This window comes from Streptomyces sp. NPDC021012 (assembly GCF_044333355.1).
Lineage (GTDB): Bacteria > Actinomycetota > Actinomycetes > Streptomycetales > Streptomycetaceae > Streptomyces.
This window is the reverse complement of sequence record NZ_JBIRQU010000009.1, coordinates 49,389-64,795: the sequence shown is the minus strand read 5'-3', so window position 1 is coordinate 64,795 and position 15,407 is coordinate 49,389. Positions and strand designations below refer to the sequence as shown.

Here is a 15,407-nt window from a genome sequence, read left to right as displayed (position 1 = left end):
TTGCCCACAACGGGACGGGGCGCGGGCCCGACGGCCTCAGGCGGCGTTGCTCTACGTGAAAGTGCGCGCGAGGCGCCGGCGCCATCGCATCCCGTTGACCTGGCCCGGCTCGGAGCCGATGACGTAGCGGACCCGGCGGCCGTGGACACGGCGGGCGGGTGCGCGGCAGCCACGCGGACGGCAGCCCCGGGCCAGGGGGGCGTGCTTGGAGACGGGGGCGGCGGCGGTACGGAGTCGGCCACGGCGGCCCGAGGCGTCCGCGGACACGGCCGGGCCGCCCGGGGCGGAGCCCAGGGCGGTCGGCGTGGCGCGGACGGGGGTCATGGCTCGGTCAGCTCCGGCCGTGACGCAGGGCCGGGTGGGCGCCGGCGGCGACGAGGTCGGCGACGGCGGCCTTCGGGTCGCGGCCGGTGACGAGGGACTCGCCGACGAGGACGGCGTCGGCGCCCGCGTTGGCGTAGGCGATGAGGTCGTGCGGGCCGCGGACGCCGGACTCGGCGACCTTGACGATGTGCGCGGGGATCTCGGGGGCGACGCGCTCGAAGGTGGAGCGGTCGACCTTGAGGGTCTTGAGGTTGCGCGCGTTGACGCCGATGATGCGGGCGCCGGCGTCGAGGGCGCGCTCGACCTCCTCCTCGTCGTGGACCTCGACCAGCGGGGTGAGACCGATGGACTCGGCACGCTCGATGAGGGAGACCAGCGCCTCCTGCTCCAGGGCGGCGACGATGAGGAGCGCGAGATCCGCTCCGTACGCCCGCGCCTCCCAGAGCTGGTACGCGGTGACGATGAAGTCCTTGCGCAGCACCGGGATGTCGACCCGGGCGCGGACGGCCTCCAGGTCGGCGAGCGAGCCGCCGAAGCGGCGCTGCTCGGTGAGGACGGAGATGACGGCGGCGCCGCCCGCCTCGTAGTCCGCGGCGAGACCGGCCGGGTCGGCGATCGCGGCGAGCGCGCCCTTGGACGGGCTGGAGCGCTTGACCTCGCAGATCACCTTGACGCCGTCCCCGCGCAGTGCGGCGACGCCGTCCTTGGCCTGCGGCGCCTTGGCGGCGCGCTCCTTGAGCTCGTCGAGGGTGACCCGCGCCTGCCGCTCTGCGAGGTCGGCGCGCACGCCTTCGATGATCTCGTCGAGCACACTCACGCGAGGGGCCCCCTTCCGGGACGGTGATGATGAACCAGGTTCAGCCACTTCGATCCTATCCGCAGGACGGCCCCGGATTCGCATCGGCCGGAGTCGCGTCCCATCTGCTGGGACTCCCGACCGGCCCTCAGGGGGCCAGCGCGGAGCCGAAGGGAAGGTTCCGGACCAGGGTGAAGAGGCCGAGGACGGCCCCGATCCCCCACCACCAGACCGGGGAGACCGTGACGCGCATGGGCAGTCCGCGGACGGCGCGAACCAGCCATACGGCCATGACGACGGCGAAGATCCCGTAGCCGACGACCGCGAGGGCGTTGGCCCCGAGAGCGGCCTGGAGGTCGCCGTGGGCGACGGCGTGGGCGCTGCGGAGCCCGCCGCAGCCGGGGCAGTAGATGCCGGTGAAGCGGAGGAGCGGGCAGACGGGGTAGTGCCCGGGTTCGTTGGGGTCGACGGCCCCGACGTACGCGAACGCGGCGACGACCCCCGCGAGGACGCCCACCGGCGCGGCCAGCCGCCGCACGAGCGACCTCGGCACGGGCGGCGCCACCGCAGCGTACGCACCCGGCCGGAAGCCCGGCCCGGACGGCACGCCCCCACCCGGCGGCACGGGCCCGCCCGGCGGCACGGGCCCGCCCGGCCACGGAGCGGAGCCCGGCGGCACGGACTCCCCCGTCAGTACGGCCCCGCCCGGCCACGGCGCAGGCCCCGGCTGTGTCAGCGGTGCGCCCGGCGAGGCACCGGAAGGCGAGGGCACGGCCCCTGCCTGCGACGTACCGGGGGCCGGAGGCGCGGCCCCTGCCTGCGACGTACCGGGGGCCGGAGGCGCGGCCCCTGCCTCCGACGTACCGGGGGCCGGAGGCGCGGCCCCTGCCTCCGACGTACCGGGGGCCGGAGGCGCGGCCCCTGCCTCCGACGTGCCGGAGGCCGGCTGTGCGGCGGTGTCGGCCGGGGCTGGCTCGCCCGGTGTCTGCGCGGTCGCCGGGGTGTTCGGGTGGGTGGGTTCACCCGGTTGGGTGGGGAGATCGTCGGTCACGGCTCCGGCCGTCGGCTGCGCGTCCATCCGGTGATTCTCGCCCCTGACGCGCGAGGGCGCAGCCCGGCACGGCCGGGCTGCGCCCTCGGGTGCGTCGGGCCGTGTCAGACGCGGGCCTTGGCGGTCGCGGTCGCGGCCTCGCGGGCGGCGACGACGTCGGCCGATTCCTTCGGCATGCCGAGGCCCGCCGCCTTCATCGCGCCGCCGACGATGCCGCCGAGGAAGATGACGCCCACGCCGGCCCAGAAACCGGGCAGGTTGGCGGCCACCATGAAGACGCCGGCGATGCAGAAGCCGATGAAGGAGATGATGACACCGGTCCAGGCGGCCGGGGTGTGTCCGTGGGCGCTGCCCGCCATGAGTTGCTCCTCGTTGCAGTTGCTCGATGGTGAGGTCTCGCGTGCGCGGACACTCGGCGCTCATTGTCCCGCACGCGGGCGCGCGAGGATGAATCGGGGGTGCCCGGACGATCACGCGTCGCGCACGGGACCGGTCATCCGCCCTGGGTCGGGTCCTCGCCGCGGTCCAGGGCCTTCCACAGGTCCTCGGGCCGGTCCGGGTCGGCCGCCGGGGCCTTGCGGGCGGTGCGCGGGGTGCCGGAGCGTTCGTAGCGGCCGCCCATCGCCGGCCAGTTCTTGCCGAAGCGGAGGGCGCAGAGGCCGGCGAGCAGGATGAGGACGGCGCCCGCGGCGGTCACGTACGGCCAGACGGTGTGGGTGAGGCCGGCGACGGCGGCGGCGGTGTCGCCGCTGATCCGGGCGGCCTCGGAGTCCAGGGCGGCGCTGTCGGAGGCGCCGAGGACCGCGGCGAGCGCGGCGCCCGCGCCGCTGAGCGCGAGGAGCGCGGCGACGAGGGTGCGGCCGGTGCGGCGGACGGCGAAGACGGCGAAGAGCGCGGCGAGGCCGACGATCGCGAGGGCGGTCGGCACGCCGGTGACGGCACTGCCGTCGGCCTCGACGGGGATGGTGCCGCCGCCGACGGACGCGGTGCCCTCGGCCCAGATCTGGCCGGCGGAGAGGAGGACGACGGTGGCGCCGAGGGCGCCGAGGAGGAGGGCCGTCGCCAGGCTGCGGCGGCCACCGGTGGGGGCGGCCGCGCGGGCGGCCCGGGGCTGGGGTACGGGTACGGCACTCACGTACCCCACTATCCCCTACGTGCTCAGCTGCCGTTCATCCGGTTGGCGGTGTGTACGGCGCGGAGGACGGCCGCGGCCTTGTTGCGGCACTCGTTGTCCTCGGCGACCGGGTCGGAGTCGGCGACGACACCCGCTCCGGCCTGCACGTACGCCGTTCCGTCCCGGAGCAGCGCGGTGCGGATGGCGATGGCGGTGTCCGCGTCACCGGCGAAATCGAGATAACCGACACATCCGCCGTAGAGGCCGCGCCGGGAGGGTTCGAGCTCCTCGATGATCTGCATGGCGCGGGGCTTGGGCGCGCCGGAGAGCGTGCCGGCGGGGAAGCAGGCGGTGAGGACGTCGAAGGCGGTGCGGCCCTCGGCGACCTTGCCGGTGACGGTGGAGACGATGTGCATGACGTGCGAGTAGCGCTCGATCGACATGAAGTCGACGACCTCCACCGAGCCCGGCGCGCAGACCCGGCCGAGGTCGTTGCGGCCGAGGTCGACGAGCATGAGGTGCTCGGCGCGCTCCTTGGGGTCGGCGAGGAGCTCCTCGCCCAGGTCGTGGTCCTCCTGAGGGGTGGCGCCGCGGTGCCGGGTGCCGGCGATGGGGTGGAGCATCGCCTGCCCGTCCTCGACCTTGACGAGGGCCTCGGGCGAGGAGCCGACGACGTCGAAGCCGTTCTCGAAGCGGAAGAGGTACATGTACGGGGACGGGTTGGTGGCCCGCAGGACCCGGTACACGTCGAGCGCGGAGGCGGTGCAGGGGGTCTCGAAGCGCTGCGAGGGCACGACCTGGAAGGCCTCGCCGGCGCGGATGCGCTCCTTGATGTCCTCGACGGCGTCCTGGTAGGCCTCTCCGCCCCAGAGGGCCGTGAAGCCGGGGAGCTCGGAGGGCGGCAGGGCGGCGGGGACGGTGGCGACCGGGCGGGCCAGGTCGGCCTCCATGGCGTCGAGGCGGGCGACGGCGTGCGCGTACGCCTCGTCGACGCCGGTCTCCAGGTCGTTGTGGTTGATCGCGTTGGCGATCAGCAGGACCGAGCCGTCCCAGTGGTCCAGGACCGCGAGGTCGCTGGTGAGGAGCATGGTGAGCTCGGGGAGCTCCAGGTCGTCGCGGGTGGAGTCGCCGATCTTCTCCAGGCGGCGGACGATGTCGTAGCCGAGGTAGCCGACCATGCCGCCGGTGAACGGGGGCATCCCGGACGCGAGGTCGCGGGGGGTGTGGAGGGTCTCGACGGTGGCGCGCAGGGCGTCGAGGGGGTCGCCGTCGACGGGGACGCCGACGGGCGGGGTGCCCAGCCAGTGCGCCTGTCCGTCCTGCACCGTCAGGGTGGCGTCGCTGCGGACGCCGATGAAGGAGTAGCGGGACCAGCTGCGGCCGTTCTCCGCGGATTCGAGGAGGAAGGTGCCGGGGCGTTCGGCGGCGAGCTTGCGGTAGAGCCCGACCGGGGTGTCGCCGTCCGCGAGGAGCCTGCGGCTGACGGGGATGACGCGGCGGTCGGCCGCCAGCTTGCGGAAGGTCTCGAGATCCATGGCGCCAGACCTTACTGGGAGACGGGGAGCACGTCGGTGTCGAAGCAGGTGCGGGTGCCGGTGTGGCAGGCGGCGCCGACCTGATCGACCTTGACGAGGAGGGTGTCGGCGTCGCAGTCGAGGGCGACGGACTTGACGTGCTGGACGTGCCCGGAGGTGTCGCCCTTGACCCAGTACTCGCCCCGACTGCGGGACCAGTAGGTGCAGCGGCCGGTGGTGAGGGTGCGGTGGAGGGCCTCGTCGTCCATCCAGCCGAGCATCAGCACCTCGCCGGTGTCGTACTGCTGGGCGATGGCGGGGACGAGCCCGTCGGCGCTGCGCTTGAGGCGGGCGGCGATGGCCGGGTCGAGGTCGCTGGAGGTCCGGGGCGTGCTGGTCATGGCGCCATTGTGCCGCGATCCGGGACGGTGTCCGGCGGGGCGTCCACTGGGCGGACCGATGGCGTCCACCGTACGCTGGCTGGCATGTCGACCCATGCGAAACGTGAACGGCTTCTGCTCGCCGATCTGTTGGAGGCGGCGGGTCCCGACGCGCCGACGCTCTGCGAGGGCTGGCGGACCCGGGACCTGGCGGCCCATGTGGTGGTGCGGGAGCGGCGTCCGGACGCGGCGGCGGGTGCGGTCGTACCGGCGCTCAAGGAGCGGATGGACCGGGTGACGGCGGAGTTCGCCGACAAGCCGTACGAGGAGCTGATCCAGCTCATCCGTACGGGCCCGCCGAAGTTCTCGCCGTTCACCATCAAGCAGGTGGACGAGGGGGCGAACGTCGTCGAGTTCTACGTCCACGCGGAGGACGTCCGGCGGGCCCAGCCCGACTGGTCGGCGCGCGAGCTGGACCCGGTCTTCGCGGACGCCCTCTGGTCCCGGCTGGAGCGGATGGCCCGGCTCCTGGGCCGCAAGGCCCCGGTGGGCCTGGTGCTGCGCCGTCCGAACGGCCAGACGGCGGTCGCCCACCGCGGCACCCCGGTGGTGACGGCCTCCGGGGAGCCGGGCGAGCTGATGATGTACCTGTACGGCCGCCAGGACGCGGCGAAGGTGGCGCTGGAGGGCGAGCCGGAGGCGATCGAGCGGCTGCGGGAGACGAAGCAGCTGGGGATCTGAGCTAGCGGGGCAGTTCGGCGCGGCGCACCGCGGTGACCAGGAGGCTGTAGACGCCCGCGAGGCCGCAGACGGCCGCGCTCACGGCGTACACCGGTCCGAGGCCCCACAGCTCGGTCGCCACGCCCGTGAGGGGGAAGCTGAGCGGTGCGATGCCGAGCGAGAGCAGGCTGGAGACGGCGCTGACGCGGCCGAGGTAGGCAGGGTCGCACTCGGTCTGGACGAGGGCGTTGCACAGTGCTCCGGACAGTCCGGCGAGCAGGCCGACGGACAGGGCGACGGCGACCGCGACGGGCAGGTACGAGGTGACGGCGAGGGCGCCGATGCAGACGGCGCCCGCCGTCATCGTCCAGCCGCTGACCGCCCCGGCGCGCGGGACGCGTCCCCGGACGCTCAGGATCAGCGAGGCGGCTCCGGCGCCCGTGCCGAAGCCGGCGAGGATCCAGCCGATGCCGGAGGCGCCCCAGCCGCGCTGGTCGGCGAGGAGGGCGAGGCCGACGTTGAAGGGGCCGGCGAAGCCGAGGTCGCTGAGGAGCACGACGACCATCAGCGGTCCCAGGACGCGGTGTCCGCGCAGGTAGCGCAGTCCGTCGGCGAGGTCGCGCAGGGCGGTGCCGTCGCGGGCCCCGCCCTCGGCGGGCAGCGACCGGAGGCGGAGGGTGCTCAGCAGGGGTATCGAGAGGGCGAAGAGCACTCCGGCGGCGCCGAAGGCGGTGGCCGTGCCGCCGAGGGCGACGGCGAGGCCGCCGAGCGGGCCGCCGAGGACGGCGCCGAGGCGGTACGAGAGGCCGCGCATCCCCTGGACGCGGGCGAGCTGGTCGCGCTCGGCGATCCGGGGCGGCAGGGCGCCGACGGCGGGCAGGAAGAGGGCGTCGACGACGCCGAAGACGAGGGCGACGGCGGCGAGCGCCCCCAGGCCGGGCGAGGCGAGGAGCAGGGTCGCGGCCAGGCCCAGGACGACCAGGGCGCGGACGGTGTCGGAGGCGATGACGACCCGGCGCGGGCCGAGGCGGTCGGCGATGACTCCCCCGCCGAGCATGAGCAGCGCCCGGGGCACGGCGGAGACGGCCATGACGAGTCCGGCCTGGGCGGGGGTGCCGCTGCTGACGGCGGTCCAGGAGAGGGCGAGGTGGTAGACGCTGTCGCCGAGCGTGGAGGCGGTGTAGGCGCCGAGCCAGCGCAGGACCCGGGGGTCGCGGTGGGCGGGGCGGGTCGTCGGCGCGACGACGGTGGCCGTCACGAGTGGTAGGGGAAGGCGTGGAGGTGGACGGCGACGTTCTCGCGGCCCTCGGTGTCGCCGGCCGCCTCGGCGGCGCGGGCCCGCTGGTCGTGCTTCTGGAGGACGGCTTCGAGCTCCTCGCCGAGGGCGGTGAGTTCGGCGGCGGTGAGCCGGGGCAGCCATTCGGAGCTGACGGAGGCGGCGCGCCACTCGCTGGACCAGGTGAGCCGCTCGTCGAGGAAGCGGCTGTGCAGTTCGGCGCGCTGCTGGTTGACGGTGCGGCCGAAGGCGGCGCTCGCGGCGAGCAGCTCGGGGGCGTCGCGGAGGTCCTCCTCCTGGACGCTGAAGCCGTACGAGCTCGGCTGCCACCAGCGCTCGCGGCCGTCCGTCGACCGGTTCTCGGCCTCCTCGATGAGGCCGTGCTCGGCGAGCTTGCGCAGGTGGTAGCTGACGAGGGAGACGGCCTCGTCGACCTGCTCGGCGAGCTGGGAGGCGGTGGCGGTGCGGGCCACGAAGAGGGCGCGGTAGAGGCGCATCCGCAGCGGGTGCGAGATGGCTTTGAGGGTGCCGAGATCGGTGATCCGGCGGTTCTCCGACGAGGTCATGACACCGACCCTAGATGCGAAAGAAAACTTGCGCAATAAAAATTGCGCAACTGATCCTGCACATCTGGGCACGAAGAAGGGCCCCCGAAGGGGCCCTTCCCTCAAGCGGAACGACGACTCAGCGGACCGGGTGACCGGCTTCCCGCAGCGTCTCCTTGACCTGCGAGATCCGCAGGTCGCCGAAGTGGAAGACGGAGGCCGCGAGCACCGCGTCCGCGCCCGCCGCGACGGCCGGCGGGAAGTCGGCGAGCTTGCCGGCGCCGCCGGAGGCGATCACCGGGACCGTCACGTGCTTGCGCACGGCGGCGATCATCTCGGTGTCGTAGCCGTCCTTCGTGCCGTCGGCGTCCATCGAGTTGAGCAGGATCTCCCCCGCGCCGAGCTCGGCGGCCCGGTGCGCCCACTCGACGGCGTCGATGCCGGTGCCCTTGCGGCCGCCGTGCGTCGTCACCTCGAAGAAGCCGGTGGAGGTGCGGCGGGCGTCGACCGACAGGACGAGGACCTGCCGGCCGAAGCGCTCGGCGATCTCCCGGATCAGCTCGGGTCGCTCGATGGCTGCGGTGTTGACGCCCACCTTGTCGGCGCCCGCCCGCAGCAGCTTGTCGACGTCCTCGGCCGAGCGGACGCCGCCGCCGACCGTGAGGGGGATGAAGACCTGCTCGGCGGTGCGGCGCACCACGTCGTAGGTGGTCTCCCGGTTGCCGGAGGAGGCGGTGATGTCGAGGAAGGTCAGCTCGTCGGCGCCCTCGGCGTCGTACAGCTTGGCCATCTCGACGGGGTCGCCCGCGTCCCGCAGGTTCTGGAAGTTGACGCCCTTGACGACCCGGCCGTTGTCCACGTCCAGGCAGGGGATCACGCGTACGGCGAGGCTCATGCGGCATCACTCCGGAATGCCTCGACCTCGACCTCGACCACGAGACGCGGGTCGACGAAGCCGGAGACGATGATCATGGAGGCGGCGGGGCGGACGGCGTCGAACAGCTCCTTGTGGGCGCGGCCGACCTCGTCCACGTCCCGGGCGTGGGTGATGTACATCCGGGTGCGGACGACGTCCTCGGGGCCGAGGTCCAGCTGCTTCAGGGCGTCGAAGGCCACGTTGAAGGAGTTGATGGCCTGCTCGTACGGGCCGCCGTCGGCGACCGCTCCGCCGATCACGGAGGTGCAGCCGGAGACCAGGACGGTCCCGTTGGGCAGCTCGACCGCGCGGGAGTAGCCGAACTGCTCCTCCCAGGGAGCACCGGTGACGACCTTGCGGACCTCGGCGGTCACGACGCCACCGCCGCGAGCGCCTCTTCGAGGGTGAAGGCCTTGGCGTACAGCGCCTTGCCGACGATCGCGCCCTCGACGCCCAGCGGGACCAGGCCGGACAGGGCCCGCAGGTCGTCCAGGGAGGACACGCCGCCGGAGGCGACGACGGGCTTGTCGGTGGCCGCGCAGACGTTCCTCAGGAGCTCCAGGTTGGGGCCCTGGAGGGTGCCGTCCTTGGCGATGTCGGTGACGACGTACCGGGAGCAGCCCTCGGAGTCGAGGCGGGCCAGCGTCTCGTACAGGTCTCCGCCGTCGCGGGTCCAGCCGCGGCCGCGCAGGGTCGTGCCGCGCACGTCGAGGCCGACGGCGATCTTGTCGCCGTGCTCGGCGATGACCTTGGCGACCCACTCGGGGGTCTCCAGGGCGGCTGTGCCGAGGTTGACGCGGGTGCAGCCGGTGGCGAGGGCGGCGGCGAGCGTGGCGTCGTCGCGGATGCCGCCGGAGAGCTCGACCTTGATGTCCATGGCCTCGGTGACCTCGCGGACCAGGTCGCGGTTGTCGCCGGTGCCGAAGGCGGCGTCCAGGTCGACGAGGTGGAGCCACTCGGCGCCGGCGCGCTGCCAGGCGAGGGCGGCCTCCAGCGGGGAGCCGTAGGAGGTCTCGCTGCCGGACTCGCCGTGGACGAGCCGGACGGCCTGGCCGTCGCGGACGTCGACGGCGGGGAGGAGTTCGAGAGTGCTCACAGGGTTCCGATCCAGTTGGTGAGGAGCTGGGCGCCGGCGTCGCCGGACTTCTCGGGGTGGAACTGGGTGGCCCACAGGGCGCCGTTCTCGACGGCGGCGACGAAGGGCTCGCCGTGGGTGGCCCAGCTGACCTTGGGGGCGCGGATGTTGGGGTTGCCGATCTCCAGGCTCCACTCGCGCACCGCGTAGGAGTGCACGAAGTAGTACCGGGCGTCGGCGTCGAGCCCCGCGAAGAGCTGGGTGTCGGCGGGCGCGTCGACCGTGTTCCAGCCCATGTGGGGGACGACGGGGGCCTTCAGCGGCTCGACCGTGCCGGGCCACTCGTCGAGGCCCTCGGTCTCCACGCCGTGCTCGATGCCCTGGGAGAAGAGGATCTGCATGCCGACGCAGATGCCCATGACCGGGCGTCCGCCGGAGAGCCGGCGGCCGATGATCCAGTCGCCGCGGGCCTCCCTGAGGCCCTTCATGCAGGCGGAGAAGGCGCCGACGCCGGGGACGAGGAGCCCGTCGGCGTTCATGGCCTTGTCGTAGTCGCGGGTGATCTCGACCTCGGCGCCGACGCGGGCGAGGGCGCGCTCGGCGGAGCGCACGTTGCCGAAGCCGTAGTCGAAGACGACGACCTTCTTCGGGGAGATCGTGCTCATGACCACACGTCCAGACGCAGCACGCCGGCGGAGAGACACATCGCGGCGCCGATGGAGAGCAGCACGATGAGGCTCTTGGGCATCTGCTGCTTGACGAAGGAGTAGATGCCGCCGAGCAGGAAGAGCCCGACGAGGATGAGGATGCTGGAGAGGCCGGTCACGGTTACAGCGCGCCCTTCGTGGAGGGGAGGATGCCGGCGGCGCGCGGGTCGCGCTCGGAGGCGTAGCGCAGCGCGCGGGCGAGGGCCTTGAACTGGCACTCCACGATGTGGTGCGCGTTGCGGCCGTAGGGCACGTGGACGTGCAGCGCGATCTGGGCCTGGGCGACGAAGGACTCCAGGATGTGCCGGGTCATCGTCGTGTCGTACGAGCCGATCATCGGCGCCATGTTCTCGGGCTCGGTGTGCACGAGGTACGGGCGGCCGGAGAGGTCGACGGTGACCTGGGCGAGGGACTCGTCCAGCGGGACGGTGCAGTTGCCGAAGCGGTAGATGCCGACCTTGTCGCCGAGGGCCTGCTTGAAGGCGGCGCCGAGGGCGAGGGCGGTGTCCTCGATGGTGTGGTGCGAGTCGATGTGCAGGTCGCCGTCGGTCTTGACGGTCAGGTCGAAGAGCCCGTGCCGACCGAGCTGGTCGAGCATGTGGTCGTAGAAGCCGACCCCGGTCGACACGTCGACCTTGCCGGTGCCGTCGAGGTCGATCTCGACGACGACCGAGGTCTCCTTGGTGGTGCGCTCAACGCGGCCTACGCGGCTCATCGTTCCTGCTCCTTCATCAGTTCACGGACCGCGTCGAGGAACGCGTCGTTCTCTTCGGGGGTGCCCGCGGTGACCCGCAGCCATCCCGGTACGCCGTTGTCCCGGACCAGGACGCCCCGGTCGAGGATCTTCTGCCAGGCCGCGTGCGCGTCGGGGAACTTCCCGAACTGCACGAAGTTGGCGTCGGAGTCGGTGACCTCGTAGCCGAGGGCGCGCAGCTCGGTGACGAGGCGGTCGCGCTCGGCCTTGAGCTGCTCGACGTACCCGAGGAGGGTGTCGGTGTGCTCCAGGGCGGCGAGCGCGGTGGCCTGGGTGACGGCCGAGAGGTGGTACGGCAGGCGGACCAGCTGCACGGCGTCGACGACGGCCGGGTGGGCGGCGAGGTAGCCGAGGCGGAGCCCGGCGGCGCCGAAGGCCTTGGACATGGTCCGGGAGACCACCAGGTTCGGGCGGCCCTCGATGAGGGGCAGCAGCGAGTCGCGGTGGCTGAACTCCACGTACGCCTCGTCCACGACGACCATGGAGGGCTTGGCCGCCTGCGCCGCCTCGTAGAGGGCGAGGACGGTGCCCGCGCTCACGGCGGTGCCGGTGGGGTTGTTGGGCGAGGTGATGAAGACGACGTCCGGCGCGTTCTCGGCGATGGCCTGGACGGCCGCCTCGACGTCGATCGTGAAGTCCTCGTTGCGCGGGCCCGAGATCCAGCCGGTGCCGGTGCCGCGGGCGATCAGGGCGTGCATCGAGTACGAGGGCTCGAAGCCGATCGCGGTGCGGCCGGGGCCGCCGAAGGTCTGCAGCAGCTGCTGGAGGACCTCGTTGGAGCCGTTGGCCGCCCACACGTTCTCGACGCCGACGCGGTGTCCGCCGGTGCGGGTGAGGTAGGCGGCGAGCTCGGTGCGGAGCTCGATCGCGTCCCGGTCGGGGTAGCGGTTGAGGCCTCGGGCGGCCTCGGCGACCCGCTCCGCGATCCGGGCCACCAGGGGCTCGGGCAGCGGGTAGGGGTTCTCGTTGGTGTTCAGCTGGACGGGGACGTCGAGCTGGGGCGCGCCGTAGGGGGACTTGCCGCGCAGCTCGTCCCGGACGGGCAGGTCGTCGATTCCGGTCACTTGGTCTCCGGCACCTTCCATCCGAACCTGGCCTTGATCGCGGCGCCGTGGGCCGGGAGGTCCTCGGCCTCGGCGAGGGTCACCACGTGGTGGGCGACGTCGGCGAGGGCGTCGCGCGTGTAGTCCACGATGTGCACGCCGCGCAGGAAGGACTGCACGGAGAGGCCCGAGGAGTGGCAGGCGCAGCCGCCGGTGGGCAGGACGTGGTTGGAGCCGGCGCAGTAGTCGCCGAGCGAGACCGGCGCCCAGGGGCCGACGAAGATCGCGCCCGCGTTGCGGACGCGGTCGGCGACGGCGGCGGCGTCGGCGGTCTGGATCTCCAGGTGCTCGGCGCCGTACGCGTCGACGACCTTGAGGCCGTCGGCGAGGTCGCGGACCAGGACGATCGCGGACTGGCGGCCGGCCAGGGCCGGGACGATCCGGTCGTCGACGTGCTTGGAGGCGGCGACCTGGGTCTTCAGCTCGGCCTCGGTGGCGGCGGCCAGCTCGTCCGAGTCTGTGACGAGGACGGAGGCGGCCATCGGGTCGTGCTCGGCCTGGCTGATGAGGTCGGCGGCGACGTGCACCGGGTCGGCGGTGGAGTCCGCGAGGACCGCGATCTCCGTCGGGCCGGCCTCGGCGTCGATGCCGATGCGGCCCTTGAGGAGGCGCTTGGCGGCGGCCACGTAGATGTTGCCGGGGCCGGTGACCAGGTTGACGGGGGCGCAGCCGGGCTCGTCGGCGGTGCCCTCCGTGCCGTAGGCGAACATGGCGATGGCCTGGGCGCCGCCGGCGGCGTACACCTCGTCGACGCCGAGGAGGGCGCAGGCGGCGAGGATCGTCGGGTGCGGAAGGCCGCCGAACTCCTTCTGCGGCGGGGAGGAGACGGCCACCCCCTCGACTCCGGCCTCCTGGGCGGGGACGACGTTCATCACGACGGAGGACGGGTAGACGGAGCGGCCGCCCGGCACGTACAGGCCGACGCGCTCGACGGGGATCCACTTCTCGGTGACCGTGCCGCCGGGCACGACCTGGGTGGTGTGGGTGGTGCGGCGCTGCTCACGGTGGACGAGCCGGGCGCGCCGGATGGACTCTTCGAGGGCGGCGCGGACGGCCGGGTCGAGCTCGTCGAGGGCGCGGGAGATCGCCTCGGCCGGGACGCGCAGGCCCGGGACGCGGACGCCGTCGAATTTCTCCCCGTAGTCGATCACCGCGGCCGCGCCATGATGCCGGACGTCCTCGCAGATGGGCCGCACCTTCTCCAGGGCGGCTTCCACGTCGAACTCGGCACGGGGCAGCAGGTCGCGCAGGGCGGAACCCTCGGGGAGGGTCTCGCCGCGCAGATCGATTCGAGAGATCACGGGTCAATTCTCGCAGACGGCCTACAACGCCGGTCGCCCGTATCAGCAGCTGATACATGCTCCTCACTGGCTGATACGCGCCACGGTGGCGTCTCCTCGCCACTCCTGACCGTTAGCGTTCAGCCCGTCACAGCGAGGGAAGAACGACTGTACGAATCCACGAGTCCCGGTCGGCGGAATCGTGGGAGCGCATCGGGGAGAGCGAGGGGGCGGCAGTGACCGAGCCGCACGAGGACGGAATGCCGGAAGGTCTCACGGGCCCGGAGCGGGCCGTGTGGCGGGCGTTCCGGATCGGCAGGACCTGCGATCTGACGGAGGGGATCGCGGAGCGGGACGACCCCTTCGGGGGACGGGAGTGGGGGGAGGAGCGGAGCGTCCGCGCCGACGTGGTGGCGCTGCTGCTGCTCGCCGGGCCGCCGGCCCGGTCCGGGCGGGTGGCCGCGCTGAAGCTGCGCGGGGTCAGGATCACCGGCGTGCTGAACCTGGCGGGCGGGACGATAGGGCCGTACGTGGAGCTGCACGGCTGCCGGTTCGACGGCGAGGTGGTGCTGCCCGAGGCCCGGTTCGGCACCCTGCGGATGGTCGAGTGCGCGCTGCCGCGCCTGGAGGCGGCCCGGCTGCACACGGAGGGCGATCTGCACCTGCCGCGCTGCCGGGTGCGGCGGGGCATCCGGCTGACGGACGCCCAGATCGGCACGGACCTGCTGATCAACCAGGTCCAGGTGTGGCCGGACCGGCGCGGGCGGGCGATCACGGCGGACGGGATGGTGGTCGCCCAGGACCTCCAGGCCGAGCTGATCGAGACCCACGGGGAGCTGAGCCTGCGCGGGGCGAAGGTGGGCGTCTCGCTCAGCCTGCGGGGCAGCGTGCTGCGCGGGGCGCAGGGCCGCCGCGCGCTGAACGCCCCGCAGCTGACGGTGGAGCGCTCGCTCTATCTGAACGCGGCCTGGGTGTACGAGGAGGCCTCCGGCCGGACGGGGAGCACCACGGCCACTCCGCCGTACGGGGTGACGCCCGCCCAGGGCACCCGGCGCAAACCGGTGGAGTGCCACGGCGGGGTGCGGCTCGACGACGGCCGGTTCGGTGACGCGGTGGACCTGCACTTCGCCCGCTTCCTGCTGAACGGCGCCCGGCGGGAGGAGGTCTCGCTGCGCCGGATCGTCACCCCGGAGCTGCGGTTCAACGGCGAGCGGCCGGAGGAGGGACGGGTGGTGCTCAACGGCGCCAAGGTCGTCACCCTGATCGACCTGTCGACGAGCTGGCCGGGGCCCGGCGGGCTCGCGATGGGCGGCTTCGTCTACGAGAACCTCGTGCCGTACGGGCACTTCCCGCTGGCCCGGCGCCTGGAGTGGGTGGCGGCGGCGACCCCGGAGTACGCCCCCGAGCCGTACGAGCGGCTCGCGGCGGTCCTGCGCAACAGCGGGGAGGACGCCGACGCCCGCGAGGTGCTGCTCGCCAAGCAGCGGCGCAGACGGGAGACCCTGCCGATCGCGGGCAAGCTGTGGGGGTACCTCCAGGACTGGACCGTGGCGTACGGCTACCGGCCGGGCCGGGCGGCGCTGTGGATGGCCGTGCTGTGGGCGGCGGGCACGGTGGCCTTCGCCCACTACCGCCCGATACCGCTGAAGGCGGACGAGGCGCCCGAGTGGAACGCCACGCTGTACGCGCTCGACCTGCTGGTGCCCGTGATCAACCTCGGCCAGGACGGCGCCTGGCGCCTGGAGGGCCTCTGGCAGTGGGCGGCGGCGGCGCTCGTCTGCCTCGGCTGGATCCTCGCGACGACGGTGGCGGCGGGCGCGACCCGCCTGCTGAGGAGGGGGTGAGGACGCTG

Annotated in this window: 19 protein-coding genes; 2 read left to right on the top strand and 17 right to left on the bottom strand. The window is 73.3% G+C overall.

Going from position 1 to position 15,407, the window contains the following annotated elements; translation table 11 throughout:
- Positions 1-51: 51 nt before the first annotated feature.
- From trpM to hisI, 7 genes are all read right to left on the bottom strand, one after another.
- Positions 52-324, bottom strand: a complete 273-nt coding sequence (gene trpM, locus ACH4TP_RS27425) for a tryptophan biosynthesis modulator TrpM (RefSeq protein ID WP_398439394.1) — start codon at positions 322-324, stop codon at positions 52-54.
- A gap of 7 nt (positions 325-331) precedes the next feature.
- The gene (gene trpC, locus ACH4TP_RS27420; RefSeq protein ID WP_389223919.1) at positions 332-1,141 is read right to left on the bottom strand and encodes an indole-3-glycerol phosphate synthase TrpC; all 810 of its coding nucleotides are present in this window, start codon (positions 1,139-1,141) and stop codon (positions 332-334) included.
- Between the two features lie 127 nt (positions 1,142-1,268).
- Positions 1,269-1,685 (bottom strand): DUF2752 domain-containing protein, encoded by a 417-nt coding sequence (locus ACH4TP_RS27415; RefSeq protein WP_398177567.1) that lies wholly within the window; start codon positions 1,683-1,685, stop codon positions 1,269-1,271.
- 590 nt (positions 1,686-2,275) lie between these two features.
- A complete protein-coding gene (locus ACH4TP_RS27410; RefSeq protein WP_389223925.1) occupies positions 2,276-2,530 on the bottom strand; it encodes an HGxxPAAW family protein in 255 nt (84 codons plus the stop codon).
- Between the two features lie 134 nt (positions 2,531-2,664).
- Complete coding sequence (locus ACH4TP_RS27405; RefSeq protein ID WP_389223928.1) at positions 2,665-3,315, bottom strand: TIGR02234 family membrane protein; 651 nt, start codon at positions 3,313-3,315, stop codon at positions 2,665-2,667.
- 14 nt (positions 3,316-3,329) lie between these two features.
- Positions 3,330-4,820 carry an anthranilate synthase component I gene (locus tag ACH4TP_RS27400; protein WP_398177571.1) on the bottom strand — a complete coding sequence of 497 codons (1,491 nt, stop codon included), beginning with the start codon at positions 4,818-4,820 and terminating at the stop codon, positions 3,330-3,332.
- An 11-nt stretch (positions 4,821-4,831) separates the two neighbouring features.
- The gene (gene hisI / locus ACH4TP_RS27395; RefSeq protein ID WP_389223935.1) at positions 4,832-5,200 is read right to left on the bottom strand and encodes a phosphoribosyl-AMP cyclohydrolase; all 369 of its coding nucleotides are present in this window, start codon (positions 5,198-5,200) and stop codon (positions 4,832-4,834) included.
- An 84-nt stretch (positions 5,201-5,284) separates the two neighbouring features.
- Here hisI and ACH4TP_RS27390 point away from each other — a divergent pair, with 84 nt between their 5' ends.
- A complete protein-coding gene (locus ACH4TP_RS27390; protein WP_389223938.1) occupies positions 5,285-5,920 on the top strand; it encodes a TIGR03085 family metal-binding protein in 636 nt (211 codons plus the stop codon).
- 1 nt (position 5,921) lies between these two features.
- On the opposite strand, the gene ACH4TP_RS27385 is transcribed toward ACH4TP_RS27390, so the two are convergent.
- The 10 genes from ACH4TP_RS27385 to hisD all read right to left on the bottom strand — a co-directional run bounded on the left by ACH4TP_RS27385 (position 5,922) and on the right by hisD (position 13,576).
- A complete protein-coding gene (locus ACH4TP_RS27385; protein WP_398439393.1) occupies positions 5,922-7,157 on the bottom strand; it encodes an MFS transporter in 1,236 nt (411 codons plus the stop codon).
- Positions 7,154-7,741 carry an ArsR/SmtB family transcription factor gene (locus tag ACH4TP_RS27380; protein ID WP_398177581.1) on the bottom strand — a complete coding sequence of 196 codons (588 nt, stop codon included), beginning with the start codon at positions 7,739-7,741 and terminating at the stop codon, positions 7,154-7,156. Before ACH4TP_RS27380 ends, ACH4TP_RS27385 begins: the two co-directional genes overlap by 4 nt.
- Positions 7,742-7,859: 118 nt before the next feature.
- A complete protein-coding gene (hisF, locus tag ACH4TP_RS27375) occupies positions 7,860-8,615 on the bottom strand; it encodes an imidazole glycerol phosphate synthase subunit HisF (protein ID WP_398439392.1) in 756 nt (251 codons plus the stop codon).
- Complete coding sequence (locus tag ACH4TP_RS27370; protein ID WP_398439391.1) at positions 8,612-9,010, bottom strand: RidA family protein; 399 nt, start codon at positions 9,008-9,010, stop codon at positions 8,612-8,614. The genes hisF and ACH4TP_RS27370 overlap by 4 nt, the downstream gene beginning before the upstream one ends.
- Positions 9,007-9,732, bottom strand: coding sequence for a bifunctional 1-(5-phosphoribosyl)-5-((5-phosphoribosylamino)methylideneamino)imidazole-4-carboxamide isomerase/phosphoribosylanthranilate isomerase PriA (gene priA, locus ACH4TP_RS27365; protein ID WP_398177588.1), 726 nt, complete (start codon positions 9,730-9,732; stop codon positions 9,007-9,009). The genes ACH4TP_RS27370 and priA overlap by 4 nt, the downstream gene beginning before the upstream one ends.
- Positions 9,729-10,376: an imidazole glycerol phosphate synthase subunit HisH gene (hisH, locus tag ACH4TP_RS27360; RefSeq protein ID WP_389223956.1), complete on the bottom strand. Its 648-nt coding sequence runs from the start codon at positions 10,374-10,376 to the stop codon at positions 9,729-9,731. The genes priA and hisH overlap by 4 nt, the downstream gene beginning before the upstream one ends.
- Entirely contained in the window at positions 10,373-10,537 is a 165-nt protein-coding gene (locus ACH4TP_RS27355) for a hypothetical protein (RefSeq protein WP_389223958.1), read from the bottom strand. Before ACH4TP_RS27355 ends, hisH begins: the two co-directional genes overlap by 4 nt.
- Positions 10,538-10,539: 2 nt before the next feature.
- Entirely contained in the window at positions 10,540-11,133 is a 594-nt protein-coding gene (gene hisB, locus ACH4TP_RS27350) for an imidazoleglycerol-phosphate dehydratase HisB (RefSeq protein ID WP_030492957.1), read from the bottom strand.
- Positions 11,130-12,236: a histidinol-phosphate transaminase gene (locus ACH4TP_RS27345; protein ID WP_389223961.1), complete on the bottom strand. Its 1,107-nt coding sequence runs from the start codon at positions 12,234-12,236 to the stop codon at positions 11,130-11,132. Before ACH4TP_RS27345 ends, hisB begins: the two co-directional genes overlap by 4 nt.
- A complete protein-coding gene (hisD, locus tag ACH4TP_RS27340) occupies positions 12,233-13,576 on the bottom strand; it encodes a histidinol dehydrogenase (protein WP_398177595.1) in 1,344 nt (447 codons plus the stop codon). Before hisD ends, ACH4TP_RS27345 begins: the two co-directional genes overlap by 4 nt.
- A 215-nt stretch (positions 13,577-13,791) precedes the next feature.
- Here hisD and ACH4TP_RS27335 point away from each other — a divergent pair, with 215 nt between their 5' ends.
- A complete protein-coding gene (locus tag ACH4TP_RS27335; protein ID WP_389223967.1) occupies positions 13,792-15,399 on the top strand; it encodes an oxidoreductase in 1,608 nt (535 codons plus the stop codon).
- The last annotated feature ends 8 nt before the right edge of the window (positions 15,400-15,407 follow it).

Coding starts and splice junctions, on each gene's coding strand:
- trpM (WP_398439394.1), bottom strand. CDS start 324: ATGACCCCCGTCCGCGCCACGCCGACCGCCCTGGGCTCCGCCCCGGGC.
- ACH4TP_RS27410 (WP_389223925.1), bottom strand. CDS start 2,530: ATGGCGGGCAGCGCCCACGGACACACCCCGGCCGCCTGGACCGGTGTC.
- ACH4TP_RS27400 (WP_398177571.1), bottom strand. CDS start 4,820: ATGGATCTCGAGACCTTCCGCAAGCTGGCGGCCGACCGCCGCGTCATC.
- hisI (WP_389223935.1), bottom strand. CDS start 5,200: ATGACCAGCACGCCCCGGACCTCCAGCGACCTCGACCCGGCCATCGCC.
- ACH4TP_RS27390 (WP_389223938.1), top strand. CDS start 5,285: ATGTCGACCCATGCGAAACGTGAACGGCTTCTGCTCGCCGATCTGTTG.
- ACH4TP_RS27380 (WP_398177581.1), bottom strand. CDS start 7,741: ATGACCTCGTCGGAGAACCGCCGGATCACCGATCTCGGCACCCTCAAA.
- hisF (WP_398439392.1), bottom strand. CDS start 8,615: ATGAGCCTCGCCGTACGCGTGATCCCCTGCCTGGACGTGGACAACGGC.
- hisH (WP_389223956.1), bottom strand. CDS start 10,376: ATGAGCACGATCTCCCCGAAGAAGGTCGTCGTCTTCGACTACGGCTTC.
- hisB (WP_030492957.1), bottom strand. CDS start 11,133: ATGAGCCGCGTAGGCCGCGTTGAGCGCACCACCAAGGAGACCTCGGTC.